21 protein-coding genes are annotated in these 24,331 nt (G+C 59.1%); 7 read left to right on the top strand and 14 right to left on the bottom strand.

Translation table 11 applies throughout. The features are described 5' to 3' along the window. Window positions 1–71 precede the first annotated feature (71 nt). The 3 genes from ABVS15_RS09060 to rsmI all read left to right on the top strand — a co-directional run bounded on the left by ABVS15_RS09060 (window position 72) and on the right by rsmI (window position 1,958). A complete protein-coding gene (locus ABVS15_RS09060; RefSeq protein WP_293009967.1) occupies window positions 72–245 on the top strand; it encodes a DUF362 domain-containing protein in 174 nt (57 codons plus the stop codon). Between the two features lie 127 nt (window positions 246–372). Further along, entirely contained in the window at window positions 373–1,116 is a 744-nt protein-coding gene (locus ABVS15_RS09055; protein ID WP_369283407.1) for a tRNA1(Val) (adenine(37)-N6)-methyltransferase, read from the top strand. Continuing rightward, window positions 1,113–1,958, top strand: a complete 846-nt coding sequence (rsmI, locus tag ABVS15_RS09050) for a 16S rRNA (cytidine(1402)-2'-O)-methyltransferase (protein ID WP_369283406.1) — start codon at window positions 1,113–1,115, stop codon at window positions 1,956–1,958. Before ABVS15_RS09055 ends, rsmI begins: the two co-directional genes overlap by 4 nt. A gap of 189 nt (window positions 1,959–2,147) precedes the next feature. Here rsmI and ileS read toward each other — a convergent pair whose 3' ends face one another. The 7 genes from ileS to ABVS15_RS09015 form a co-directional block, all read right to left on the bottom strand. Beyond that, window positions 2,148–4,961 carry an isoleucine--tRNA ligase gene (gene ileS / locus ABVS15_RS09045; protein WP_369283405.1) on the bottom strand — a complete coding sequence of 938 codons (2,814 nt, stop codon included), beginning with the start codon at window positions 4,959–4,961 and terminating at the stop codon, window positions 2,148–2,150. Window positions 4,962–5,072: 111 nt separating this feature from the next. Further along, entirely contained in the window at window positions 5,073–5,522 is a 450-nt protein-coding gene (locus ABVS15_RS09040) for a hypothetical protein (RefSeq protein WP_369283404.1), read from the bottom strand. 457 nt (window positions 5,523–5,979) lie between these two features. Next, window positions 5,980–6,147 (bottom strand): hypothetical protein, encoded by a 168-nt coding sequence (locus tag ABVS15_RS09035; protein WP_293009972.1) that lies wholly within the window; start codon window positions 6,145–6,147, stop codon window positions 5,980–5,982. 117 nt (window positions 6,148–6,264) lie between these two features. Then, entirely contained in the window at window positions 6,265–6,939 is a 675-nt protein-coding gene (locus tag ABVS15_RS09030; RefSeq protein WP_369283403.1) for an N-acetylmuramoyl-L-alanine amidase family protein, read from the bottom strand. A gap of 20 nt (window positions 6,940–6,959) precedes the next feature. Beyond that, window positions 6,960–8,957 (bottom strand): hypothetical protein, encoded by a 1,998-nt coding sequence (locus ABVS15_RS09025; protein ID WP_369283402.1) that lies wholly within the window; start codon window positions 8,955–8,957, stop codon window positions 6,960–6,962. Beyond that, complete coding sequence (locus ABVS15_RS09020) at window positions 8,932–9,828, bottom strand: ABC transporter ATP-binding protein (protein WP_369283401.1); 897 nt, start codon at window positions 9,826–9,828, stop codon at window positions 8,932–8,934. The genes ABVS15_RS09025 and ABVS15_RS09020 overlap by 26 nt, the downstream gene beginning before the upstream one ends. Next, complete coding sequence (locus tag ABVS15_RS09015; RefSeq protein WP_312614739.1) at window positions 9,825–10,187, bottom strand: GntR family transcriptional regulator; 363 nt, start codon at window positions 10,185–10,187, stop codon at window positions 9,825–9,827. Before ABVS15_RS09015 ends, ABVS15_RS09020 begins: the two co-directional genes overlap by 4 nt. Before the next feature lie 321 nt (window positions 10,188–10,508). On the opposite strand from ABVS15_RS09015, the gene ABVS15_RS09010 reads away from it, so the two are divergent. Next, complete coding sequence (locus tag ABVS15_RS09010; protein WP_369283400.1) at window positions 10,509–10,889, top strand: hypothetical protein; 381 nt, start codon at window positions 10,509–10,511, stop codon at window positions 10,887–10,889. A 52-nt stretch (window positions 10,890–10,941) separates the two neighbouring features. Here ABVS15_RS09010 and ABVS15_RS09005 read toward each other — a convergent pair whose 3' ends face one another. Then, the gene (locus ABVS15_RS09005) at window positions 10,942–14,100 is read right to left on the bottom strand and encodes a BTAD domain-containing putative transcriptional regulator (protein WP_369283399.1); all 3,159 of its coding nucleotides are present in this window, start codon (window positions 14,098–14,100) and stop codon (window positions 10,942–10,944) included. Between the two features lie 169 nt (window positions 14,101–14,269). Between ABVS15_RS09005 and ABVS15_RS09000 the strand changes: the two genes are divergently transcribed. Genes ABVS15_RS09000 through ABVS15_RS08990 form a run of 3 tightly spaced genes read left to right on the top strand, consistent with a single transcriptional unit; the run spans window position 14,270 to window position 17,178 of the window. Next, window positions 14,270–15,040, top strand: a complete 771-nt coding sequence (locus ABVS15_RS09000; RefSeq protein ID WP_369283398.1) for an enoyl-CoA hydratase/isomerase family protein — start codon at window positions 14,270–14,272, stop codon at window positions 15,038–15,040. A gap of 26 nt (window positions 15,041–15,066) precedes the next feature. Continuing rightward, on the top strand, window positions 15,067–16,275 hold the full coding sequence (locus ABVS15_RS08995) for an acetyl-CoA C-acyltransferase (RefSeq protein ID WP_369283397.1): 1,209 nt from the start codon (window positions 15,067–15,069) through the stop codon (window positions 16,273–16,275). A 42-nt stretch (window positions 16,276–16,317) separates the two neighbouring features. Beyond that, window positions 16,318–17,178: a 3-hydroxyacyl-CoA dehydrogenase family protein gene (locus tag ABVS15_RS08990; protein WP_369283396.1), complete on the top strand. Its 861-nt coding sequence runs from the start codon at window positions 16,318–16,320 to the stop codon at window positions 17,176–17,178. Window positions 17,179–17,282: 104 nt separating this feature from the next. Here ABVS15_RS08990 and ABVS15_RS08985 read toward each other — a convergent pair whose 3' ends face one another. The 6 genes from ABVS15_RS08985 to ABVS15_RS08960 form a co-directional block, all read right to left on the bottom strand. Further along, a complete protein-coding gene (locus ABVS15_RS08985; protein ID WP_369283395.1) occupies window positions 17,283–19,031 on the bottom strand; it encodes a sigma 54-interacting transcriptional regulator in 1,749 nt (582 codons plus the stop codon). Between the two features lie 135 nt (window positions 19,032–19,166). After that, window positions 19,167–20,120, bottom strand: coding sequence for a phosphoglycerate dehydrogenase (locus tag ABVS15_RS08980; RefSeq protein ID WP_369283394.1), 954 nt, complete (start codon window positions 20,118–20,120; stop codon window positions 19,167–19,169). Continuing rightward, on the bottom strand, window positions 20,117–21,118 hold the full coding sequence (locus tag ABVS15_RS08975) for a 2-dehydro-3-deoxygalactonokinase (protein ID WP_369283393.1): 1,002 nt from the start codon (window positions 21,116–21,118) through the stop codon (window positions 20,117–20,119). The genes ABVS15_RS08980 and ABVS15_RS08975 overlap by 4 nt, the downstream gene beginning before the upstream one ends. A gap of 4 nt (window positions 21,119–21,122) precedes the next feature. Beyond that, window positions 21,123–21,773 carry a bifunctional 4-hydroxy-2-oxoglutarate aldolase/2-dehydro-3-deoxy-phosphogluconate aldolase gene (locus tag ABVS15_RS08970; RefSeq protein ID WP_369283392.1) on the bottom strand — a complete coding sequence of 217 codons (651 nt, stop codon included), beginning with the start codon at window positions 21,771–21,773 and terminating at the stop codon, window positions 21,123–21,125. A gap of 26 nt (window positions 21,774–21,799) precedes the next feature. Then, on the bottom strand, window positions 21,800–23,299 hold the full coding sequence (locus ABVS15_RS08965; protein ID WP_369283391.1) for a UxaA family hydrolase: 1,500 nt from the start codon (window positions 23,297–23,299) through the stop codon (window positions 21,800–21,802). A gap of 15 nt (window positions 23,300–23,314) precedes the next feature. Next, entirely contained in the window at window positions 23,315–24,307 is a 993-nt protein-coding gene (locus ABVS15_RS08960; RefSeq protein ID WP_369283390.1) for a C-terminal binding protein, read from the bottom strand. Window positions 24,308–24,331: the final 24 nt, after the last annotated feature.

The following is a 24,331-nucleotide window of genomic DNA, read 5'->3' as shown; positions in this document are numbered from 1 at the left end:
TTGCAAAAACGCTTGCTTTTTTTTTAACATGTGCTACAATGAGCTTACTAATTTTATGGAGGTGCTTTTCCATGGCTTACAAGATTACTTCTGCCTGCGTAAGCTGCGGCTCCTGCGCGGATGTTTGCCCCGCCGGTGCTATCAGCCAGGGTGATGATTCCTATGTGATCGATGCCGGTGCTTGCCTGGACTGCGGTGCTTGCAGCGATACCTGCCCCAGCAGCGCCATCGTTCCCGGCGAATAAAGGAATTCGTACATAAAAGCACCGCAGAAAATCTGCGGTGCTTTTATTATGCCCAATCGCACGCCTTGCGTGATCCGGTGCTTTGCCGTATAATAGGAGCACATCAGTCGGAAAGGGGGCGCGCGCGGTGGAGCAATGGGACAGCCTGTGCCCCGGGGGCCTGCGCTTTTGCTGGGACGAGTACGCCCACAAGCCCGGCACCGACAGCTTTCTGCTGGGGAGCTTTCCTCCGCTGCGTCCCGGCTTACGGGTATGCGATTTGGGCAGCGGAACGGGGCTTTTGGGCCTGCTTTTGCTTCAACGGCAGCCGAATCTTCATATCACCGGCGTTGAAATTCAGCCCCACGCCGCTGCGCTTTCGGACTCAGCGGTCGCGGAAAATAACCTTGGGGACCGCCTGCGAACCCTGCGGGGCGATATTCGGCAGATTCGGGCGCTTTTACCCGCCGGGCGCTTTGATTTGTGCGTCTCGAATCCCCCCTATTTTTTGGACGGCGGCGGCGCAACCACTCCAGTCCCTTCAAGGAGGACCGCCCGCAGCGAGACGGACTGCACCCTTTCGGACCTGTGCCGCGCAGCAGCGCACCTGCTGCGTTGGAGCGGCGCTTTTTGTCTGGTACACCGCCCGGAGCGGCTATGCGATATTATCTGCACCCTGCGGGAAAACGGGCTGGAGCCAAAGCGAATGCAGTTGGTGGAATTCCGTCCGGGAGCCGCACCGTCTCTTTTGCTGGTGGAGGCCCGCCGGGGCGGAAAGCCCGGCCTTTCCATTGAGCCGCCCCTGTGCCTGACGGATGCGTCCGGCGGACCCTCTGCGGAATATGCCGCCGCCTATTTCCGAACACCTGAACAAAAGGAGAACACGCCATGAGCGGAACGCTGTATCTGGTCGCCACGCCCATCGGGAATCTGGGCGACTTTTCTCCCCGGGCGGTGGAGACGCTGAAAACGGTGGATTTCATTGCCGCCGAGGACACCCGCGTCTCTGTAAAGCTGCTGAATCACTTTGAAATCAAGCGCCCGATGGTGAGCTATCACGCCCACAGTCACGTTTCCGCCGGGCAGTCCATTTTAAACCGCCTGCTGGCGGGAGAAAGCTGCGCCTTGGTGACGGACGCGGGCACGCCCGCCGTCTCCGACCCCGGAGAGGAGCTGGTGCGCCTTTGCGCAGAGCAGGGCGTGGAGATTCTGGCCATCCCCGGCTGCTGCGCGGCGGTGAACGCGCTGGCAGTGAGCGGTCTTCCCACGGGGCGGTTTACCTTCGAGGGCTTTCTTTCCACCAACAAAAAGGAGCGGCGGGAGCATCTTTCCTCCCTGCAAAACGAACGCCGCACCATGCTGTTCCACGAGGCACCCCACAAGTTGCGCACCACGTTGGACGATTTGTGCGCCTTTTTCGGCCCGGAGCGGAAAATTGCCCTGTGCCGGGAGCTGACCAAGCTCCATGAAGAGACGATGCGCTGCACGCTGGGAGAAGCCGTGGCTTATTACCGGGAGAACAGCCCCCGTGGAGAATACGTCCTGGTGCTGGAGGGAACCACTCCCTCGGAAGAAGCGGAAATCACGCCGGAGGAGGGCGTCCGTCAGGTATTGGAGCTGAAAAGCCGGGGCCTGCGGATGAAGGACGCCGTGCGGCAGGTGGCCGAGGCCACAGGCCTTTCCCGGAACGAGCTGTACAGCGCCGCCGTGGCCGCCGAAGTGGAGGAGAATTAAGTCCGCAGTTCCCTGCCGCACCTCTGCGGCAGCGTTCCGCCCAAAAAGCAGAATCAATATAAAATGCCGCGCCAGAGGGAAAATCCCTCCGGCGCGGTTGTTTTTATAAAGTTTCCGCCAGCTTCGTTGTTCTCTCTCTGCGCCGCGGTACAGGGTGCAAACCCTAGGCAAAGGAAATGATATACCCGCTCAGAACCGGGGCAGCTTGGAAACCACGTCCGCGCAGCGGGGGCAGAGGGTGGGATGGTCGGGATTCTCTCCCACCTTGGCAGACTGCATCCAGCACCGCTCGCACTTGGCGCCGGCGGCCCTGCCCACCTCCACAGTGAGGCCGGGGAAATTGGTTCCCTTACCCACGGTGGCTTCCGCCGAAGGCTCCGCCGTGGTGATGCTGCAATCCGAGACGATGAACACCTCGGCGAGGCTCACGCCCACAGTCGCCATCAGCGCCTGCGCCGCCGCGTCGTCGTCTGCGTGGAGGGAAACGCGGGCCTCCAGCGCCTTGCCGATTTTCTTGTCGGCACGGGCAGTTTCCAAAACCGCGTTTACATCGTCCCGTAAACGGACAATCGTCTCCCAACGCTCCATAGCCTTTTCGCCCAGCGCATAGTCCGCAAAGGGTTTGTTCATCTCGTTGAGCAGCACGTTGCGCCCGTCATCCCCAGCCCGATGGGTCATGGCCTGCCAGATTTCATCGCAGGTAAAGACCAGAACGGGGGCCATCAGCTTGGTCATAGTATCCAGAATCAGGAACAGGGCGGTCTGTGCACTGCGGCGGCGCTTGCCGTCCGCTTCTTCGCAGTACAGCCGGTCCTTAATGATGTCCAGATAGAAGTTGGACATCTCCACCACGCAGAAGTCATTCACCGCATGGGTCACTACGAAAAATTCATAGTCGTCATAGGCTTTCAGGCATTTTTCCGTCAGTGCGTTGAGCCGGGTGACGGCCCAGCGGTCCAGCTCCTCCATCTCATTGGCGGGAACCAGGTCATCGGGATTAAACCCATCCAGATTGCCAAGGCAGTACCTGGCGGTGTTGCGGAATTTCAGATAGTTCTGGCTGAGCTGCTTGAAGATTCTGTCCGAGCCGCTCACATCGGAGTGATAGTCCGCGGAAGCCGCCCACAGGCGCAGCAGGTCTGCGCCGTACTGGTCGAAAATCTCGGCGGGGTCCATGCCGTTGCCAGCGGACTTGTGCATGGCCTTGCCCTGCTCATCCACAGTCCAGCCGTGGGTGACGCACTCCTTAAACGGTGCACCCTTGCCGAAAGCGCCCACAGCGGTCAGCAAGGAAGACTGGAACCAGCCGCGGTATTGATCCAACCCCTCCATATAGACGGTGGCGGGCCAGAAGCCCTGATCCTTTTTCATGGAGGCATAGTGGGTGGAACCGGAATCAAACCAGCCGTCCAGCGTATCCTCTTCCTTGGTAAATCCAGCTTTTGCGCCGCAGTGCGGGCAGGCAAAGTCATGGGGCAGAATGTCCTCCGCCTCCTTGGCAAACCAAACGTTGGACCCCTCCTGCGCAAAGAGCTTGGAGATGGCGTCAATGGACGCGTCTGTGACGACAGGCTTTCCGCAGTCCTTGCAGTATACCACGGGAATGGGCAGGCCCCACTTGCGCTGGCGGGAAATACACCAGTCGTTGCGCTCCCGAATCATGGACTTCATGCGCTCCTTGCCCCACGCGGGCACCCAGCGCACGTCCTCGCAGGCGTCGCAGGCCTCCTCTTTGAACGAATCCACAGAGCAGAACCATTGTGGCGTCGCCCGAAAAATAATGGCTCCCTTGCAGCGCCAGCAATGAGGATAGCTGTGCACGATATCCTCCCGGGCAAACAGCGCGCCGCTCTCCTTCATGTCCGCCAGAATCACGGGGTTGGATTCGTCGGTCTTCATCCCGGCATACTTTCCGGCATAGTCGGTGTGGAGGCCCTGATCGTCCACGGGCACCACCATGTCCATACCGTACCGGCGGCAGGTGTCATAGTCGTCAGCGCCAAAGCCGGGGGCGGTGTGGACGCAGCCGGTGCCGGAATCCATGGTAACGTAGTCCGCCAGCAGCAGGCGGCTGGTTTTATCAAGGAAGGGATGCTTTGCCAGCATGTTTTCAAAGAACGCGCCGGGATGGGTTTCCACGATTTCATATTCGTCAAAGCCGCCCAGCTTCATGACCTTCTCCGCCAGTGCTTCGGCCATGATATACACCTCGCCGTTGGGGGCCTTTGCCAGCGCATAGCTCTCCTCGGGGTGCAGGGCGATGGCAAGGTTTCCCGGCAGGGTCCAGATGGTGGTGGTCCAGATGACAAAAAACAGCTTGCTGTGGTCGAAGTTGCCCAGCTTCCCGCCATCATCAAGCATGGGGAATTTCACATACACGGTGGTACAGGGATCATCCTGATACTCAATCTCCGCCTCAGCCAGAGCCGTTTCGTCGTGGGGGCACCAATACACGGGCTTGAGCCCCTTGTAAATATGGCCATTTTTGTACATCTCGCCAAAAACCTTGACTTCTTCGGCTTCAAAGCCGGGGTCCATGGTCTTGTAGGGATGCTCCCAATCGCCGATGACGCCCATGCGTTTAAAGCCGTCCATCTGCACGTCGATATAGTGCTGGGCAAAATCGTGGCAAGCGGAACGGAATTCCGGCACGCTCATGGATTTGCGGTCCAGCTTATTCTTTTTAATAATGGCAGATTCGATAGGCATACCGTGGTTATCCCAGCCGGGGATATAGGGCGTATAATACCCCCGCATGGCATAGGACCGGGTGATAAAGTCCTTAATGGACTTGTTCAGGGCGTGGCCCATATGCAGGTCGCCGTTGGAGAACGGAGGGCCGTCGTGGAGGTTGAACAGGGGCTTACCCTCGTTCTTTTTCAAAAGCGCGTTATAAAGGTCCATATCCTCCCAGCGCTTGAGCATCTCCGGCTCCCGCTTGGGCAGCCCCGCCCGCATGGGGAAGTCGGTCTTGGGCAGATTGATCGTCTTGTTATAGTCCATAAGTGTTCGGTTCCTCTCAAATAGATTGATGGGCGTTTCGGCCCTCGGAATTGATTCATAAAGTAAACGGTTCAGCGCCCTTCGGCGGACGCACCCGGCAGCGGGTAAAATTTATGCCGCGCAATTCAGCGTCACAACGTCGTCTTCCTTTGACGCAAGAAACGGGGTCTTTTCTTCAAAGGTAACCACTGTTGGAAATTCTATCCGATACCCCAAAGTCTCGCCATAGCCCAGAATGCTGGCCATCACCTTCCCGTCCCTGACAAACAGAAGGTTCACCATGCCCTCGCTGACGTTGTTTTCCTGAATGTCGGGACTGTCAAAGCCAATTATCTCCGCGATTTCCTCCCTGCCGGTGTAAGGGCCGATGGCGTACACACGGTCCCACTCAAAGGGAATCGTCTCGTTCAGCGTGACCGTTTGCCCGTCCTCCACGGCGGCAAGCGCGGCATTTACCTGACGGTTGTGAAAAGCAACTGCCGGGTTTCCCACCACGGCATAGCCCACCGCGCACAGGGCAAGCACCGCTAACACAAGAATTGCTGCTTTTTTCCGGCGCAACGCGTTCCCCCCTTCAGTCAAAACAAAAAACGCCCTGTCTCTTAAAGAGACAGAAGCGTTTAAACTACTTCTGCGGTACCACTCTCGTTGCTCCTCCCTTGCGGGAAAAAGCCGCTCACAGCCTGCATGCACAGGCCGACGGGTAACGCCGTCACACGTCCTCACTTACTCGCGTCGTCTTTCAGCAGGAGGCTCCAAGGTGATTTTCAGGTCCCATCCGCCATCGGCCCTTCCACCAAACTGGGCCGCTCTCTGTGCAGGGGCTGGGTCTTACTCGTCCTTATCCACGCCAACTATTCAATTTTTCAACACTATTATACCCGCCGCCGCCGATTTGTCAAGTCGGAAATTTCCCGGAGGGCGGCCCGGTTTTCTCGAATGCAAGGCCAAAGGGCCTGCTGCCCGCAATTGACAGGCAGCAAGCCCTCGGCAATCAGGAGCGCAAAGCGCCCCTCTATCACTGATATCGATAGTGCTTTCCCGTGTACTCGTCCACGCAGGACAAAAACATCTCCCGACTGCGAAATTCAATGGGCCGGAAGCCCTCCGCCTCGTGGAAGGAGACAATGCGGTTCACGGTGTCTACCCATACGCGCCAGAGCCCGGCATTTCTTGTGGCTTCCATTCAGAAAGCTCCCTTCTTCTTATCTGCGGCCTCCGCCGCTCCGCACACAGTTTCCCGGCGGAGTTCCCTATCCGCCGTCTTCTTGTCTTATATGACGGTTCTCAGAGGCAAAAAGTTTCAGCTTTGCGCCTCTTTTTCCGTCCTTTCTTTTTCCAGCAGCCCAATACCCTGGTCCACCTGCGTCAAAAAGTTCTGCCAGGCGTCCTCGTTTTCCACGTAATACTTGGGGCAGTTCTTTCCCGATACGTCGTAATGGCGCAGAACATCCTTGGAGGTCAGTCCGAACGCGTCGCACAAAAACGCCGTCAGCTCCGCCACCCGGTCATAGGTTACAGGAAGAAACTCTCCCGTTTCGTCGGGATGGCAGACCTCAATGGAAAGGGTATCCGCGTTGCGGGCATTGGAGGCATAGGCCCACTCCGTCATGGGGATGCACTGGAGTACCTCCCCCTCCAGCCCCACAACAAAGTGGGCGCTGGCGTAAAGCTCCAGATGTCCGTCCTCAAGGCCCTCAAAATAGCTACGGTTGGCTTCCGCCGAGGTGCCGGGATTGCCCACGTAGTGGATGACGATGGCCTTCACCTGTTCGAGCTCCGTGCCGGGACGGGACCATGGATTCACCGTCAAAAACTCCTGTGTCACATAGTCCGGCAGCACCACCTCCGCCGCCGAAACACCGGCATGAATCTTTCCCCAAATCCAAACGCCGGCGGCGGCGATCACAAGGACCGCCGCCAGGCACAGCGCAAAGAACCGCGGATTCAGGCGCCTTCTTTTTTCTCTGTAAGCCATGTGCTCTCCGCTCCCGCGTCTTAGCCGACGTAAACCGCCGTGGGTCCGTCGGCTCCGCCGATGATGGCCGCATCTCCCTCCGGCGTCAGCGTATCCGGTATGGGAGTTTCCTGGCTCTCTTCGGCATAGGTGTTTTGGTAGGACGCCTCTTTCACGTACTCGTTGTAGTCTTCATCATAGTAGTTCTGATATGTGGACAGACGCTCCGTATCCACACCCGCTTTTTCCAGCGCCGCCAGAAGGTAGGTATAGTCCTTGGAAAACTGCACGTCCTCGGAGTAGCTGCTGTTATAATAGTTTCCATTGCCGGCGTCTTCCTGCGCACGGTAATAGAACGACAGGTTTGTGGAATACGTATTGGCCGACCAGCCCTTGGAATCAAAAATATAAGCTCCGGTGTGGCCCGCTTCAATGTCCTTTTCCAGCGCCGCCAGAATTTCCCGGGCGGTATCGCCCTCAAAGGTCAGCGTACGGTTTTCGCTGTCAAGATACATATCCACCGTCACGAGGCGGCCCGGCTCGAACCGCTCCTTCATATACGCCTGCCATACCTCCGGATCCCGCGCAAGCTCGGTCAGTTGCTCCGCCAGCGCGGCATGTGCCTCAATCTCCGAGGGCAAGATGGTAAAGCTGTAATGCCTGTGCAGATGCGCGCCGCTTTTCAGGGTATAGTCCAGCCCTATGCTTCCGTAAAGCGCGTCCTCGTCCCAATCGTTGTCTTTGGGACGCTCCTCCACCAGCATTTGATGCAGCGTCAAAAAGCGCTCGATCATCTCCGGGTCCTCGCTGTCGCCATAAATGGAGTCCTGCCCGTAAAGTCGGAATTCCAGCGACTGTATTTCCTCCGCCGTAGGAACGCGCCGTTCAACACCCGGAATATCCAGTTCAAGCGCCACGCACACCAGAATCAGGACGGCGACCAAAACTGCGCCTCCTTTCCAGCTCCGTTTCAGGATGTGGAAGGATTTTTGTAGCAGCATCTCCGCCGCAAAATAGCCCACCAGACCCAAACCGGCCATGCAGATCACAAGCGCCACGGGAGATTGCTCTGTCTGCCCAAACGCATCCCACAAAATAATGTAGAGGAGCTGTCCCAGGCTCAATGCGGCGCACACGCCCACACCGTACCGGAAAACGGGCTTTGCCCAGCTCATGGCCACGGTGTCCCCGGCGGACTCGCTGTGGCGGCGCCTGTAAATCAGCAGGGCCACAACCGTCATGACCACGCCTACCAGCGCATAAACCCCCACGGTGCCAAGACCGTTTTGCAAAAAGCGCCAATATTCCTCGCTGCCGCGAGAATAGCCCCACCGGTTCCAGCTTAGCTGGGCCAGCTTGTTAATCGGTGTAAGCCAGACCACCAATGCGGGATCGTCGGGATTCGTCCAGCCGTACAACAGAAGCTGGCACAGCAACCAAATCAGGTTCGTCATCCCGTAAACCAGGCAGTTAAACACCCCGTAAAACACAGGGATGGCCAGCATCTGCCCTGCAAGCGCGGCGCAAAGCACGGCGAAGCTGTAAAAGAACAGCATCTGCCCCGTGGTATACAGGAACCACAGGCCAATGACCCACAGCTCCCCAAGTCCGGCAGTGCTCCAAATCAGAGCCGTCAGCAGCGCCGTGATGGCATGGGTTCCAATAAACACCGCCGCACCGGCCAGATAGTGCGTCAGAAACAGGCCCTCTCTCCGGGTGGGCAGCGCGTGGACAAAGCCCACGGCCCGGGTTCCCGTGAAATAGGAAAACAGTGTCATCGCAAATAGGCATCCGAAGCCCACGCTCATGACCAGCGCTGCGCCGGTGGCCATACTGGCCACCCCACTCATGGCATACGCCTGCATATCCGTCGCGTTCCCCCAGCCATTTTGGCCAAACAGCTCTAAAAACTGGAATGCGGGAACCATCAGAAGCCACATCACCAGATACAGCGCCCAAAGAGGCCAAAACCGCACCAGATCGTTGCGAAACAGGGCGGGGCTGAACAGTCCCTTAGAGGACAATGTCTTTGACTGCATAGTTCGCACCTCCCAATTCGTAAATGAAAATCTCCTCCAGCGTCAGCGGCACAGCGTCCACCAGCACGGGGTTGTATTGCGCCAGCAGTGCCTCCGCCTCCGTGGCGTTCATCCGCAGGATCAACGTATGAATCCGCCCAAGGCGGGAGGCGTGGAGCGCCGGAATCCCGGAGGGAACCTCCGTCACTTCTTCGGGGAACACCACCTGAAGCTTCACCATGTTGTCCTGAAGCTGCTCCAAAGACCGCTCCAGCAGCACCTTTCCGTGGTCCAGAATGCCCACATGGTCGCACACATCCTCCAGCTCCCGCAGGTTGTGGCTGGAAACCAGCACCGTGGTGCCCCGCTCCGCCACATCGTCCAGCACCAGCGACCACACCTGCCGGCGCATCACCGGGTCCAGACCATCCACCGGTTCATCTAATAAAAGGTAGTCGGGCATGCAGCTCATGGTCAGCCAGAAGGCCGCCTGCTTCTGCATTCCCTTGGACAGGTGCCGGATGGCCTTGCGGGGGTCGATGGGGAACGCGTCCTCCAGCTTTTTATACCGCTCCATGGAAAACGTGGGGTAAATCCCCCGGTAGAGCTTCATCATGTCCTGTGTGCTGGCCTGCAAAAAATAGTGCCAGTCATCCGGAATGGAACCGATCCGTGCTTTCAGCGCCGGATTTTCCCACACAGGCTCCCCCTGAATATTCACCGCACCCTCGTCTGTGCGGTACACGCCGTTGAGACACCGCAGCAGCGTGGACTTGCCCGCGCCGTTGGGTCCCACCAGCCCGTATACAGCCCCGGTGGGCACCGTCAGGGTAATACCGTCCAGAGCGGCAAACCCGTCGAATTTTTTTACCGCATTTTGAATTTCAATCATGTCGTTTCTCCCTCCTTCAACAGCGCCTCAAGCTCCGCCGGGGTCACACCCAGCACCCGCAGCTCCCGCAAAAGCTGGCGCGCCTTGTCTTTCAGCAGCTCCCGTCGGGCGGCGTCTGCGTTTCCCCTCTCCCCGGCAAAGCTCCCCTTACCCGGCACGGAATAGATATATCCTTCCGTCTCCAGATCGTTGTAGGCCCGCTGAATCGTGTTGGGATTGATGCTAAGCCGGGTCGCCAGCACCCGCACCGACGGCAGCTTTTCCCCCGCCGCCAGCGCACCGGTGACGATCAGCTTTCGCAGCTCATCTTTAATCTGCTCGTAGATGGGCCGCGAATCCCGGTAATTCAGGCTGATCATCTTTCCACCTCCGTTTTGTACGCCGGTTGCCCGGCATTACTGTATTATCCGTATTAGTACAGTTAAGATATCACGTTCGCTTTCCTCTGTCAAGATATTTTTGAAACCCTTTTGGCCTGGCCTGCGGAAAAGCGGAAGATTCTACGTAAAAATAAAAAGTTGAATGTTCTGCAAAGAAATTTCAAAGAAAAGCCAAAGACGCTTTGGTATAATTAATCTTAACCAACGCGTCTATTCAAACGAATCTTATATAATATTTACAATGCGGCTTGTCTGCGCGGCCCCGTATGATGATCAATTAAAATCTGGGAGGAAAAAATCATGACGAAACTGGATTGTTGGCTGCCACAAAAAGAGATGTTCGGCAGATTCTCGCTGGACTCCATCACCGGGGAGGGCGATTCCCTGCACATCGTTGTTTCCAACGAGGTGTTTGAATTCTCCATCCGCTTTGCCTCCGGCGTGGGCGCTTATTCCGTGGCGGAGCTTTCCCGGTGCGCCCCGCGGCTGGAAGCTCTGGGTGCCGAGTACGAGGTGCTGATGCGGGGAAACACGTTTTTCAAACTGACCGGCGACCCCTATCAGGAGACGCTGGGGAAAGAACACGACGTACATTATATCATTGCCGGAACCAACGCCATGGTGGACATTCTCTCCACCGCTTGCCCTTCCGTTTCGCTGACAAAATCCAAGCTACGGTAGCTTGTTCCCGGGAAAACCGCGCCCTGTGGGGCGCCGGTTTTCCCGGATTTTTTTATTGCGGCTCCTCTGCGTCGGCCACCTCCTGATTGTGGCGGATGCGGTCCACCAGCTCGCGGGTCAGACGGTGGGGCTCCACCTGAAGCTCCGTCCGCAGTTGGCGGCACAGCCGCTCATAGGTAATCAGGGCGCCACTCTTGTTTCCGGAGAGATATTGCGCCCGAATTAGCAGGCGATAGGCCTCCTCGTCGGCAAAGTCACTTTTCACCGCCTCGGAAAGCACCTGCTCCGCCTCGTCGGGGCGGTGCTGGCGCATGCACACCGTTCCGTAGTCCCGCAGTGCCGTGAACACAAATCGCTCCAGCGATTCCCTTTGTATCAGGGCGTTTTCCGGCAAATCATCCCCGTCCAGCACCTCGCCCCGGACCAGGCCGGCCGCCTGCGCAAAGTAACGTCCCGCAGCGTACAGATTGCCCGCTGCCAGATACTGCCGCGCCTGTCGGCAAAACTCCTGAAACAGCGCCGCGTCCACCGTCACCAGCTCCCGGTCCAGTCCGCACAGGCCCCGCTTATAGACCACGGCGTTTTTCTCCCCCAGATAGGCCCGAAGCTGATAGAGGGTGAAGTAGAAGCTGTTCATGGCCGCCTTTTCCTCCCAGTCCGGCCAGATTTCACCCAGCAGCTTGTGAATGCTCACCGGTTCGGGATACAGCGCCAAAATCCGCAAAAGCTGCGCCGCCCGGGCGGAGGGACAGGCCTCTGCCGTCTCGCCCCGGCGGCGAACGGACAGGCTTCCTAAAATCTGAATTTCCAGCGGCGTGTGCAGGCGGCTCTCCAAAATGGGCGCTGCTGCTGCGGTTGCCTCGGCGGCGGTGTTGCAGGCTTCCAACTGCAAAAAGTAGCTTCGATCCCTTTCGGAGGGACGGAAGCTCCCGGCCACCCGGCAGATCGTCTCAGGCTTTGCGAAGTTATAGTGATAGATACCGGCCTCCCTGCCGCCCTCGGCAAGCTGCTCCATACAGCGTTCAAAGCGGGTTGTCTCTCCTCCGGACCGGTAAATCTGGGCTTTTAAAAAGAGGGTGGATAGCTGATAAAAGCGATACTTCCTCTTTCCGCAAAGCCCCATGCTCTCGTCCGCCAAAGCGTCCGCCTGTTCCATGCGGCCCCGCTCAGCGGCAATGTTGCCGGACACCAGAAGCGCCCGGACCAGATAGGAATTTCGCCCCGCGCGGCGGGCGTAGTCCACAGCCTTGTCCGCCGTCTCCTGTGCCAGATCCGGGTCGCCCTTAAGAAAATAGTGATAGCTCTGGCCGATGAGGTAATAGGCCCAAAGGTGCTCGTTGCGCACGTTGAGAATGTTGGAGGAAACCCGTGCTGTCTCCAGAATCACCTGCTCCGCCTTTTGAAACCGCCCAAGGCAGTCCAGCGCATAGGCGTGCACCATGTTGATATAGACGCTGTATCCGTAGGCGCCGATTTCATCGGCGATTCTGGCGGCCCGTTCGCAGCAGTCACGCGCCTGCGCATAGCGCCCGCTCTCGATATAGCACAAAAACGCCACGGTCTGATACAGGCACATTTTGAGGGGCTTTTGCACCTCGGCGGACTCCACCAGCTCCAGCGCTTCGTCCAGAATGGTTTTCAGCCCGTTTTCATACCGGCAGTCCTTGTAGGTCAGAATCGTCACAAAACAGGCCCACAAGCGCAAATTGTCATTTTCCCGGATAAGGGCCGTCTCCTTGGCCTGGTCCAAAAGGGCAATGGCCCGCTGATAATCCACACCCTGCTGAATCAGGGCATAGGCGGTGAACACCTTGCGGTAGCCGTCGATCACCCGGTCCAGTTCCCCGTCCTGAAAATCCTCCTCCGCTAAAATCCGCAAAGGCTCCATGGCGGCGGACTCGTGCTCCGGGGCAAAAAAGCCCATGCTGATTCGCTGGCAGGCCGCCAGCACCAGACCCTCCCGGTCGCCCATGTCGCGGAACAGCTCCGCCGCCCGGTCCAGATAGCGAAAGGCAATGTTGGGATACCGGTATTTGACAGCAATGGCATAGCCCATCTGCACCCACGGCAGCTTGTCGATGGCGGCGGGGGGCAGCCTGCGCAAAAGCTGACGATAGTCCTCCAGAAGTGACACGTCAATTTCCGAAAAGCTCAGATATCGCAGCGTCAGGGCCGCTTCCTCCGCATAGCCCCGCCGAAGTTGGTGGTAAAACACCGCCTGCCAGTCCTCCCGCTCCTGCCCGTAGAGCACCGCAATCCGGTGCTGCTCCATCAAAAAGCCCTTTCCCCGGGAGAGCCACACCCGTTGATACAGCCAGGATTGCAGCACGCGGTTTAAAAAATACACCGGCTCCAGCGCCGCCCGCGCGCGCACCAGAAAGCGCCGACGCGCCAGCGTTCGCAGCGGCCCTGCGGCGCCGTCCGTCAGGCGCAGGGCCAGCGTCTCTGGCAGGTTTCGCTCCACGCACACCCGCTCCATGCACTCTATTTCCTCTGCCGTCCAGACGGCGGCAGTCCAGCCGTCCAGCAGATCGCTCACCGCCGAGAGAATCTGCTCCCTCACGCGGCTGCCGCCGTCTCCGCCCTCGTCCAGCATGGCCCGGGCCGCCGCATCCATGGCGGAGAGCCAGCCGCCCCCCAACTCAAAAATTCGCTGGCGGTCGCTTTCCAGCAAGGCCGGATAGACCTGCCGCAAAAGCCCGTCGGCCATGGTCCACGTGAGCATCAGCGCCGACGGCTCCACCTCCGCCAGTTTTACAGGTAGCGCGTCCGCCTCCCGGACAAAGGGAATGGGCCGGGCGGAAAGCAGCAGAAAATGCACCCTCTCCCCACAGCGCAGCAGCAGCCGCTGCAACAGCGCGCCCAGCCCGTCCGTGCAGTCCAAAAGATGGGCGTCATCCAGCAGGATAAAGCAGTCCTGCTCCCGGGGAGTGCATACCAGCCCAAGGGGGTCCGCCTCTTCTCCGGCCTGAAAAAATTCCCGCAGAGCAGCAGCAAACCGCTCCGCGTCCCGCGCCTCTCCCCGCACGCGAAAGGTGCAGCACGCGCCCCGCCGTCCCAAAAGCTCCGCTGCCCCGCGGCTCACCGCCATCAGCATGGGCACGCCCAGCACCGTCAGCGTCAGCTCCGGCGCACCCGCCAGACACCGCTCCAAAAACGCCTTTTCCAGCCCTCGGCTTTCCTGTCCGCCGCCAAGCCGCAGCTCTTCCATTCGCCTGACCCCTCCTTTTTCTTTTCAATTTCAGTGTACCATAAAGAAAGTTTAATTAAAATAAAGATTTTCAAAGATTTTGCAAAGATTTGTAAAAGTTTTCTCAAAGGCCCGATTTGTATGATAAAAAGCAGAAGATTGAATCTACGCCAAGGAAAGGAGCACATCAATGAGCAAGCAGATTGTGTTGGAGCGGGACGGAGACATCGCCGTCATTCAGGTGCGGCGTCCCGAGGCGCTCAACGCCCTGTCCCGCAGCATTGTGGACGAGATGGACCGTATGATTGAACAGGTGCGGGCCGACGCCTCGGTGCGGGTGCTGCTGTTTTACAGCGAAGAAAATTTTGCCGCAGGTGCGGATATCCGAGACATGGCCCCCTGCGACGAGGCGCAGGCAAAGGCCTTTTTGTTTACGCCCACCTATAATAAAATTCAATCGCTCCCCATTCCCACCATCGCCGTTGTGGACGGCTATGCCTTTGGCGGGGGACTGGAGCTGGCCCTGCGGTGCGATTTTCGCATCGTGTCCAAAACCGCCAAAATGGGCCTGACAGAGCTGAATCTGGGCATTATCCCCGGCGCGGGAGGGACGGTGCTGCTGCCCCGTCTGGTAGGCGAGGCCAAGGCGAAGGAGCTGATTTATCTCAGCCGTGTCGTCTCCGGTGAGGAGGCCGAGCGCATTGGCCTTGCCCACGTCGCCGTGGACAAAGAGGCACTTTTGGAAATCGCCAAAGCGTGGGCCCAGAAGCTTTGCACCCGCAGTCCGCTGGCGCTGGCCGCCGCTAAGAAATCCATTGAGCACGCCGTGGGCCACCCGGAATATGACGCGGCCTCGGATTATGAGGGCGCGCTGTGGGCCGAGCTTTTCAACCACCATGACCAAAAAGAGGGCATGGCCGCGTTTTTTGAAAAGAGAAAGCCCGTATTTACAGGAGAATAACAATACTTCTATCAGGAGGAACCGATATGAAACAGCTTGTAATCACAGGAGCCGCCCGCAGCGCCGTGGGCGGTTATCTGGGAAGTCTTAAAACCGTTGAGGCGCAGGATTTGGGTGCGGCCGCCATTCAGGCCGCAGCCGCCCGTGGCGGCATTTCTCTGGAGCAGGTGGATGAGGTCATCTTCGGCGACGTGTACGGCTATACCCCCAACGTGGCCCGCTGCGCCGCGCTGATGGCGGGTGTTCCCGAAGAAACACCCGCCTTTACCGTGGACCGCCAGTGCGCCTCGTCTTTGCAGGCCGTGCAGAGCGCCTGCTATGAAATCAACGCCGAGGAGGCGGACATTGTCATTGCAGGCGGCGTGGAGGTCATGTCCCGCATGACCTATTACCTGCCGCCCTCCTCCCGCTACGAGCCTTTGCGCCTTGGCGACAAGCCGCTGTACGACACCTTTTCCCACGGCGTGACCATTGTGCAGCCGCAGGCAAAGTATCCCGGCACCAATATGGGCATTACTGCCGAAAACGTGGCCGAGCGCTATCACATCACCCGGGAGGAGGAGGACGCCTTTTCCGTGGACAGCCAGCGCAAGATGAAGGAAGCGCAGGACGCGGGCAGATTCAAGGAAGAGATTTTTCCCTTTGAGGTCAAGCAGCGCAAGGGCAGCTTTGTGTTTGACACTGACGAGCATATGAAACCGGACACCACCATGGAGTCCCTGGGCCGCCTGCGTCCCTGCTTTAAGGACGGCGGCGTGGTCACAGCGGGCAACTCCTCCGGGATGAACGACGGCGCATCCGCCGTGGTCATCATGACCGAGGAAAAGGCCAAGGAGCTGGGCGTGGAGCCGCTGGTTCGCATTGTGGGCACCTCCTCCGCGGGCGTGGACCCCCGCTATATGGGCCTCGGCCCCGTTCCCGCCATCCGCAAGCTCCTCAAGAAGACTGGTCTGGAGCTTTCGGACATCGACCTGTTTGAGCTGAACGAAGCCTTTGCAGCCCAGTCTCTGGGCTGCCTGAAGGAGCTGGGCATGGACATGGGCACAGAGCTTTATTCCCGGGTCAATGTCAACGGCGGCGCCATTGCCCACGGCCACGCGCTGGCCAATAGCGGCACCCGCATTCTCACCACCATGATTTACGAGCTGAAGCGCCGGAACGGCCGGTACGGTCTGGCCTCCCTGTGCATTGGCGGCGGACAGGGCATGGCGATTCTGATTGAAAACTGCCGGTAAAGCGCGGCTTTTATTACCGATTGAAAACGGAGGAGTACTTTGATGAACATTAAAAAAGCAGGCGTCGTCGGCGCCGGCATGATGGGGGCGGAAATTGCCCTGTGCTTTGCCCGCAGCGGGCTGGACGTGGTTCTGGCGGACATTAAGCAGGAATTTGCCGACGGCGGCAAGCAAAAGCAGACGGTGATTCTGGATAAGCAGGTCGCCAAGGGAAAGATTTCTCAGGAGCAGCGGGACGCCACGCTGGCTCGCGTGGCCCCTACGGCGGACCTCTCCCTGATGGCCGACTGCGACTTTGTAATTGAAGCAGTTCTTGAAAATCTGGAGATCAAGCGGGACACCTTCCGCAAGTTGGATCAGCTCTGCAAGCCGGAGACGATTCTCGCCTCCAACACCTCCAGCATCTCCATCTCCAAGCTGGCGGCCTCCGTCTCCAAGGAGCGGGCCCCCCGCTTTGTAGGCGCCCATTTCAACTCCCCCGCCAGCATTATGAAGCTGGTGGAGATTATCCCCGGCCTGCTCACCTCTGCGGAAACGGTGGACACCGTTACGGAGCTGCTGCTATACATTGAAAAAGAGCCCGTGCGGGTCAAGGACGTCACCGGCTTCGCCTTAAACCGCCTGTTCCATGTGTTTTATGCCGAGGCCCTGCGGTTGGTGGAGGAAGGCGTGGCTACGCCCGAGGACATTGACAAAATCTGCGTATATGGCCTTGGCCACCCCGTGGGCATCTGCAAGCTACTGGACCAGTTGGGCCATGACCTGAACCTCAGCGTGGACAAAATTCTATTTGACGCTTACGGCGAACGGTTCCGTCCCAGTCCCGTTTTGCAGCGCTTTGTGGATGCGGGAATGCTGGGCAGAAAGTCCGGCGAGGGCTTTTACCAATACGAGAAAAAGTAACCCCGCACTGCCCTTTTATTTGCTTTTCTCATTTCTTTCATTTCTCATATCTTCCAGCAAAGGGACAGCCGGCGGCCAAAAGGCCGCCGGCTGTCCCCTTATGTTCACCGGGCCGAAAGCCCGTATTTTTGAAGCTTACGTACCACTGTGGACTGGTCCACGTTTAAAAAGCGGGCCATCTCTCTGGTGGAGGCGCATTCCGCCTTGGCCCGCAGCAGCAGCCGCTTTTCCACTTCCTCCACCGCGCGGCCCAAATCGGAGCTTTCCTCCCCCGCCGTCTCCGGCAGAAGGGATGCCTCCCCAGGCCCCTGACACTGGCGAATAATCCACGGCACGTCGCTGATTTGAAGCTGCTCGTTGGGGCTCATAATCACCATATGCTCCACCACGTTGCGCAGCTCCCGCACGTTGCCCTCCCAGTCGTATTCCTCCATGCGCTTGATGACCTCCGGCGTCATGGTTTTGTTCTGGTTGTACTTGTGGTTAAACCTATTGAGAAAAAACAGGCTCAGGGGCAAAATATCCTCCCTGCGCTGGCGCAGGGGTGGGACAGTGATGGAAACCACGTTGAGCCGATAGTAAAAATCCTCCCGAAAGGCGCCGTCCCGTACCATTTTGGTCAAATCCCGGTTGGTGGCGGCGATAAAGCGCACATCGATGCTTTTGGCCCGCACGCCCCCCACCCGGGTCACCTGTTTCGTCTCCAGCACCCGTAAAAGCTTCACCTGAAAGGACAGGGGGATTTCCCCAATTTCGTCCAAAAACACCGTGCCGCCGTCCGCCGCCTCCAAAAGCCCGATTTTCCCGGAGCTGGAAGCACCGGTAAACGCGCCCTTTTCATAGCCGAACAGCTCACTTTCCAGCAGGTTTTCCGGAATGGCCCCGCAGTTAATCGTCACCAGCGCATGGTCCCTGCGCATGCTGCTGGCGTGAATCTGCTGGGCCACTTCCTCCTTGCCCGCGCCGGACTCTCCCAGAATCAGCACGGTGGTGTCAAACCGGCCCACCCGCTCCGCCAGCGAAAAGACCTTCTTCGTCTTCTCGCTGATGGCCACCACCTTTTCCCGCTCCGTGTTGGTAGTGCTGAGAATAGACTGGTAGTGCTGAAGCTCCCGGTTTTTGGCGTTGAGCAGCTCCTCCCGGAGCTGAAAAATTTCCGTGATGTCCCGGGCGTTAATCACAATCCGCTTAATTTTTCCGTTTTCGTCAAACACTGGCTTGCCAGTGACAATAATGTCCCGCCCGTCCTGCGTGACCTGCCGCTTGGAGACGGGGCGACGCTCCTCCCGCACCACAAACGCCACGGAATTTTCCATCCAGACGGGATTGATGAGGGCGCGCATGTTGCGCCCCTCCAGCTCCTTCCGGGGGATGGCGGCCACTCGCTCGTAAGAGCTGTTGACAAACTGAACGTTTCCCTCCCCGTCGGTGACCAGAATCCCGTCGAAGGAGCCCTCCAGAATTTCCTCCATCTCGCCGGTCAGCTTCCATGCCGCCTCCAGCTCCATCTGGGAGCGCAGCGCCTGCTGGGATTCCATCAGAATCAGCGCATACACGGCCGATTGTCCCGCGTCTCCCGCAGAAATCAGGCGATAGTGAAGCTGCCGGTTTCCCTGCCGCATGGTAAAGGTTTTTTCTGCGTCGGCATCCACTGCCGCCAAATCCAGCGGGCCCGTCAGCTCCCGCACGTCATATTCTTTCCCGTTCTCCAGCTCCAGCATTTGCAGCGCGGCGCGGTTGGCAAAAAGAATCCGGTATGCCTCGTCAAAAATCAGCACGCCGTTGGGCGTATCACACAGCACGGAACGCAGAACCGCATGGGGAATCTCGCAGAACTGATCCAGCATCAGCATATCCTCAACTCCTTTCCTCCCGCGCCGGATTGCAAGCGCAGTTTTATGTAATTATATCACAAACAGCGTCAGTTTTCAAGAAAATCCGTGCATATTAACAAAAGAAGCACACAAAACGGGAAAAAACGCCAAAAGTTACACTACGCGGAACTTTAGCTCTCCGCCCCCCAGGCAGGCCGCCACATTTTCCGCACAAATGATGCTTACCGCGCCGATGGCCTCCCGGGAATACATGCCGATATGGGGCGTGACCACCACGTTGTCCAACGTCAGCAGGGGGTTGGCTGTATCCATCGGCTCCACCTCGGTGACGTCCATAGCCGCGCCGGACAGATGCCCGGAGGCGAGGGCCTCATACAGCGCTTTTTCGTCCACGATGCCGCCCCGGGCGGTATTGATCACGTACGCGCCGGGGCGCATAGAAGCAAGCTCCGCCGTCCCAATCATGCCCCGCGTCTCCTCTGTCAGCGGCAGGTGAACTGACAAAAATTCACAGCCAGAAATGACCTCCGCCGCGCTTTCGCACAGCGTCACGTGTTCAAAGCCATCCGGCAGCACATGGACATAGGGGTCATAGGCCAGCACGCGCATGGAAAAGCCCGCGGCCCGCTGGGCCACGTTTCTCGCCACCGCGCCAAACCCCAGAAGTCCCAGCGTCTTGGCATACACATCCTTCCCTGTCAGGGCCTTCCACTGGCCCTGACGCACCCGCCGGTCCCCCAGTGAAATGTGCCGGGCACAGGAAAGCATCAGGCCCAAGGTCAGGTCCGCCACCGCATTGGCGTTGGTCCCCGGAACGTTGCACACCGCGATGCCCCGGGCCTTTGCCTCCTCCAGATGAAGATTGTCCAGCCCCGCGCCGTGCTTGCAGATCACCTTCAGCTTTTCGCACCGATTCATCAGCTCCACGGGAAAATCGTGGGCCCCAATAATCAGCGCGTCACACTCCGTCACCGTCTTGGCAAAGCGCTCCATGTCAAAATCCTTGCCCATCAGGATGACCTCGTAGCCCGCCTGCTCCAGAATGTCCTTTGGAGTTGAATCAATCGACCCGAAGGACCGTGAGGTCACCAAAACCTTTTTATTCATTGTTCCGTCCCCTCTCTGATGTTTAAAATGCCCCGCAAGCCCTCCAGCGCATAGCTTTTTCCGCCGTCTGCCGTCAGCGTGGAATGGATGCGGATGCGTCGGCTGCCCGCCAGCAGCAGGGTAAACAACTCCGCCATATAGGGGTTTGCCACCACCACCGCCGTGTCGCACTCCGTCCAGCGCTCCTCGCAATAGGCGTCCAGCGCCTCAATCACGCCGCCGGACACCACCGCCTCGCAGTAGCAGCGGCGAAAATGAGGAGATTCCCGCTCAAACACCCGCATGGCGTGACCGATGTACAGCGCCCGGTTGAAGCCATAGCGCCGCAGGTTTTCAAGCCCCAGCGCCACGGCCTCCGGATTCGGCCGGTCCGACTCCACCGACAGCACCGGCGCGAGAATGGTATCCTGCTTCAGCGCATAAAACAGTTCGCCGGTAAAAGTGGACAAAATGCCCGTCAGCCGCCCCTGTCCCGCCAGCAGCACATGGGTGTGTGACCCGGGGAGAATCACCGCTGCCTGCCGTCCGGGATAACGGGCCGCAAGCTCCGGCAGCACGCCCAAAACCTCAATTTCCTCGCCCCGGGTATTGTTGGTGGAGGACACGTCGGCCCCCACCGTTTTCAGCCCCGAAATTAGATGAAGCTCCCGCCCGAAGACGGTGTCCTCTCTGTATGGCGTGACCCCCCGCAGGGCAAATTCCTCCGCTGTGACGGGGGCGGGGTAATGGGGAACTTCAAAAATCCCATAGGGTGACGTGGCCATGCCGGAGGCATAGACGTCCTTTACCTCCCCGTCGGTCCGGCCTGCTTCGGCCAAAGCCTCGTCGTACAGAGCCTTCATTCCTTCCAGCAACGGGCGGTTGGACCCGGCGATGGCCGCGTCCTTCGCCCCAAGGGTCCTGCGTCGGGTGCACAGCAGCCGCTTTTCCCCGTCCAGCAGGAAAATCCGCACATTGCTGGTCCCAACGTCGTAGTATGCAATCAGATCCCGCTCCATCCGCTCACCCCCGGACGGCTTGGGCATAGGCTCTGGCCGTGTTGGTGATTTCGTCCAGATTTCCCTCGGACACCAGCTTGGCGGAGACGAGATTCCCTCCCACGCCAACGCCCACGCACCCGGCCCGGAGGAAGTCCGGCGTGTTCTGCGGGGTCACGCCGCCCACGGCGGTGAAAGGAATATGCCCCAGAGGGCCCCGCAGGGCCTTGATATAGTCCGGCCCCAGAATCCCCGCCGGAAACAACTTGACAATATTGGCCCCCCAGCTCCACGCGCTGGCTGCCTCCGTAGCCGTCATGGCCCCGGGAATGGAGACAAGCTCCAGCCGCCGGGTTTCCCGGATGACAGCCTCGTCGGCATTGGGCGAGATGATATAACCCGCGCCCGCCTCCCTGGCAAGATTTACTTCCTCAGCAGTCATCACCGTTCCGGCGCCCACCTCAATCTCATTTCCAAAGCGTTCGGACAGCAGTCGAATGGAGCGCAGTGTCTCCTCAATGCCGCCCTCTTTGCTGTGGTCAAAGGTGACCTCCAGGCAACGCAGGCCCCCTGCCAGAATTGCCCCGGCCAAATCGCAGATCTGCGTGCTGGGAATCCCCCGCACAATCGCGACGACCTTCGTTTCCATAATTGCTTCCAATGCCGTGTTTTTCATAGCTGTCTCCTCTCAGGTTTGCGGGCTTACAGCGTCACGCCGTCCCGCAGAATGCCCATCTGATAATATCCATTTTCTTCGTTTCTCGTGTGGTATGCGCCGTTGCAGGTGTCCAAAACCGCGTCATAGAGCTGCCGGGTAAAACCTTGGAGCGCCTCGTCCGCGGGCTGCGCCAGCAGCACCCCTGCGTCAAAGTCGATCCAGCCCCGCTTTTTCTGCGCAAGGCGGCTGTTGGACGACAGGCGGAAGGTGGGCCCTGCAAAGCCGCAGGGCGTTCCCCGCCCGGTGGTAAACACCGTGAGCACCGCCCCGGCGGCAATCTGGCCCGTGACGCCCGTCAAATCGTTTCCCGGGCCGGACACCAGCACCAGCCCGTTTCGGGTGGCCCGGCCCCCGTAGGGCAGCACCTCCGTCACGGCGCAGCGCCCGCCCTTTTGGATGCAGCCCAGAGACTTTTCCTCAATGGTGGAAAGGCCCCCCGCCTTGTTGCCCTGGGTGGGGTTATCGCTGACGTGCTCGCCGTAGCGCTCAAAGTAATCGGCATAGGCGTCAATCATGGCCACCTCGTCCTCAAATACCCGCCGGTCAACGGCCCGGTTCATCAAAAGGTGCTCCGCACCAAACATCTCCGGCACCTCGGTCATGTTTACTGTTGTGCCCCGGCGGACCAGCTCTTCCGTCAGGGTGCCCACCAGCTTGTTTGCGGTGATGCCTGAGAACCCGTCGGAGCCGCCGCAGTTTACCGCCACATGCAGTTCCTTCAGGTTGATCGGCTCCCTGCGGTCCTCTTTGATCTGCTCCATCAGCTCCCGGCACAGCGCAAGACCCTCGGCAAACTCGTCGTCACTCTCCTGCAGCACCAGAAATTTGACCCGCCGCTCATCCACCGGACCCATATACTTTTTTAGCGTGGGCAGGTCATTCATCTCGCAGCCAAGGCTGACCACCAGCACGCCGCCGAAATTGGCGCTGCGGATAACGCCCGCCAGCGTCTTGGCGGTGGTGGCAAGATCGCTGCCGGTCTGGCTGCACCCGTATGGGTGCGTCAGGGGCAGTACGCCGTCAAAGTGCTCGTTTGCAGGGAACTCCGCCTCCGCCAGCCGGGCTATTTTCTGAAGCGGACCGTTTGCACAGAACACCGTGGGAATCACCGCCAGATAATTCCGGATGCCCGCGCCGCCCCCCGTCCGGCGATAGCCCTGAAACGTCTCCCCTGTTTCCCCCGGCAGAAGAGCGTCTTCGTCCCGGTCATAGGCGTAGCTTCTGCGGACGTTGGCCATGGTCTGAACGTTGTGGTCGTGGACATAGCTCCCCGCCGGAATGTCCGCCGTGGCAAGGCCGATGCGGTTCGCATATTTGATCACGTCTCCGCCTTGGGGAATGGGGCTCAGCGCGATTTTATGCCCGTTGGGGATGTCCTCCAGCGCGGTCAGCGACTCGCCGTCCACCAAAACGCGCTCTCCCGCCCCCACGTCCCGCAGAGCCACAGCCACATTGTCCTGCGGATAAATTTTCACAAAGTCCATCGTTTCCTCCTGTTTTCACCGACGGTCCGCCCGCCGGAATATATTGGCAAGCTCCCGGTTCACAAGGCAGGGCGGGCAGCGCCCCTCCAAAACGTCCCGAATCTGCTCCGCCGCCCTGCGCTGGAGTGTTCTCTGGGCTCCGCGGGAATACCACGCGGCGTGGGGCGAGAGCAGCACGTTTTCCATACGCAGCAGCGGACTGTCCCCCGGCAGCGGCTCCGTCTCGAACACGTCCAGCGCGGCAAAGGCAACTTTTCCGGTACTCAGGGCCTCAATCAGCGCCTCTTCACACACCACCGCGCCACGAGCCACGTTGATAAAGCAGATGCCCTGCTTCATCCGGTGAAAGGCGGCGCGGTCAAACCGGTGAACGTTTTCGGCGGTGCCGGGAATGTGGACAGAGAGATAGTCTGCCCCCGCCGTCACCTCCTCAAAGGTCTTTTTGATGCCGCCTGCCGCTGCGATTCCCTCTTCTGACGCGCCGCTGCATACCCAGATTTCCCCGCAGAAGGGCTTCATCTTTGCCATCAGCAGCCGGGAGATATTTCCAAAGCCCACCACCCCCAGCACACCCCGGCGCAAATCCGGCAGGGTCCTTGCGTGCTGATAGCTCCACACGCCCCGTCGGATATTTCCGTCATGCAGCTTGAGGCCCCGGGACAGGGCCAACAGCATGGCGCAGGCGTGATCCGACACCTCCTCGGAGCAAAAGTCCGTCACGTTGGTGACGCAGATGCTCCTTTCCGTGGCGGCCGCCAAATCCACGTTATCGGTCCCCGTGGCGTATTTTGCGAGGACACGGCAGCGGGGCATGGCTTCTATCACGTCTTTTGTGATCTTTGCCCACTGAAACAGAACCGCGTCGGCGTCTGCCAAGGCAGTTTTCAAAACTGCCTCGTCCCGGCTGCCAAGCTTCACTACCTCACAGCCCAAAGGCTCCAGAACCTGCCGTTCCTCTTCAAAATCCTCGTATTCGCACTCCGTAATGACCACCCGCCAGGTCTTCATTGCAGCTCTCCTCTTTCAAATGGG

The sequence above is a fragment of the Oscillibacter sp. GMB15532 genome (assembly GCF_041020825.1).
In the GTDB taxonomy this organism is placed as follows: Bacteria; Bacillota; Clostridia; order Oscillospirales; family Oscillospiraceae; genus Oscillibacter.
Note: the sequence above shows the minus strand (reverse complement) of the source record. Positions and strands in the feature narration are given on the sequence as shown.

Excerpts from the sequence above, each read along its gene's own strand:
- ABVS15_RS09060 (WP_293009967.1), top strand. The coding sequence starts at position 72 with ATGGCTTACAAGATTACTTCTGCCTGCGTAAGCTGCGGCTCCTGCGCG.
- rsmI (WP_369283406.1), top strand. The coding sequence starts at position 1,113 with ATGAGCGGAACGCTGTATCTGGTCGCCACGCCCATCGGGAATCTGGGC.
- ileS (WP_369283405.1), bottom strand. The coding sequence starts at position 4,961 with ATGGACTATAACAAGACGATCAATCTGCCCAAGACCGACTTCCCCATG.
- ABVS15_RS09035 (WP_293009972.1), bottom strand. The coding sequence starts at position 6,147 with ATGGAAGCCACAAGAAATGCCGGGCTCTGGCGCGTATGGGTAGACACC.
- ABVS15_RS09030 (WP_369283403.1), bottom strand. The coding sequence starts at position 6,939 with ATGGCTTACAGAGAAAAAAGAAGGCGCCTGAATCCGCGGTTCTTTGCG.
- ABVS15_RS09025 (WP_369283402.1), bottom strand. The coding sequence starts at position 8,957 with ATGCAGTCAAAGACATTGTCCTCTAAGGGACTGTTCAGCCCCGCCCTG.
- ABVS15_RS09020 (WP_369283401.1), bottom strand. The coding sequence starts at position 9,828 with ATGATTGAAATTCAAAATGCGGTAAAAAAATTCGACGGGTTTGCCGCT.
- ABVS15_RS09015 (WP_312614739.1), bottom strand. The coding sequence starts at position 10,187 with ATGATCAGCCTGAATTACCGGGATTCGCGGCCCATCTACGAGCAGATT.
- ABVS15_RS09010 (WP_369283400.1), top strand. The coding sequence starts at position 10,509 with ATGACGAAACTGGATTGTTGGCTGCCACAAAAAGAGATGTTCGGCAGA.
- ABVS15_RS09005 (WP_369283399.1), bottom strand. The coding sequence starts at position 14,100 with ATGGAAGAGCTGCGGCTTGGCGGCGGACAGGAAAGCCGAGGGCTGGAA.
- ABVS15_RS09000 (WP_369283398.1), top strand. The coding sequence starts at position 14,270 with ATGAGCAAGCAGATTGTGTTGGAGCGGGACGGAGACATCGCCGTCATT.
- ABVS15_RS08995 (WP_369283397.1), top strand. The coding sequence starts at position 15,067 with ATGAAACAGCTTGTAATCACAGGAGCCGCCCGCAGCGCCGTGGGCGGT.
- ABVS15_RS08990 (WP_369283396.1), top strand. The coding sequence starts at position 16,318 with ATGAACATTAAAAAAGCAGGCGTCGTCGGCGCCGGCATGATGGGGGCG.
- ABVS15_RS08985 (WP_369283395.1), bottom strand. The coding sequence starts at position 19,031 with ATGCTGATGCTGGATCAGTTCTGCGAGATTCCCCATGCGGTTCTGCGT.
- ABVS15_RS08980 (WP_369283394.1), bottom strand. The coding sequence starts at position 20,120 with ATGAATAAAAAGGTTTTGGTGACCTCACGGTCCTTCGGGTCGATTGAT.
- ABVS15_RS08975 (WP_369283393.1), bottom strand. The coding sequence starts at position 21,118 with ATGGAGCGGGATCTGATTGCATACTACGACGTTGGGACCAGCAATGTG.
- ABVS15_RS08970 (WP_369283392.1), bottom strand. The coding sequence starts at position 21,773 with ATGAAAAACACGGCATTGGAAGCAATTATGGAAACGAAGGTCGTCGCG.
- ABVS15_RS08965 (WP_369283391.1), bottom strand. The coding sequence starts at position 23,299 with ATGGACTTTGTGAAAATTTATCCGCAGGACAATGTGGCTGTGGCTCTG.
- ABVS15_RS08960 (WP_369283390.1), bottom strand. The coding sequence starts at position 24,307 with ATGAAGACCTGGCGGGTGGTCATTACGGAGTGCGAATACGAGGATTTT.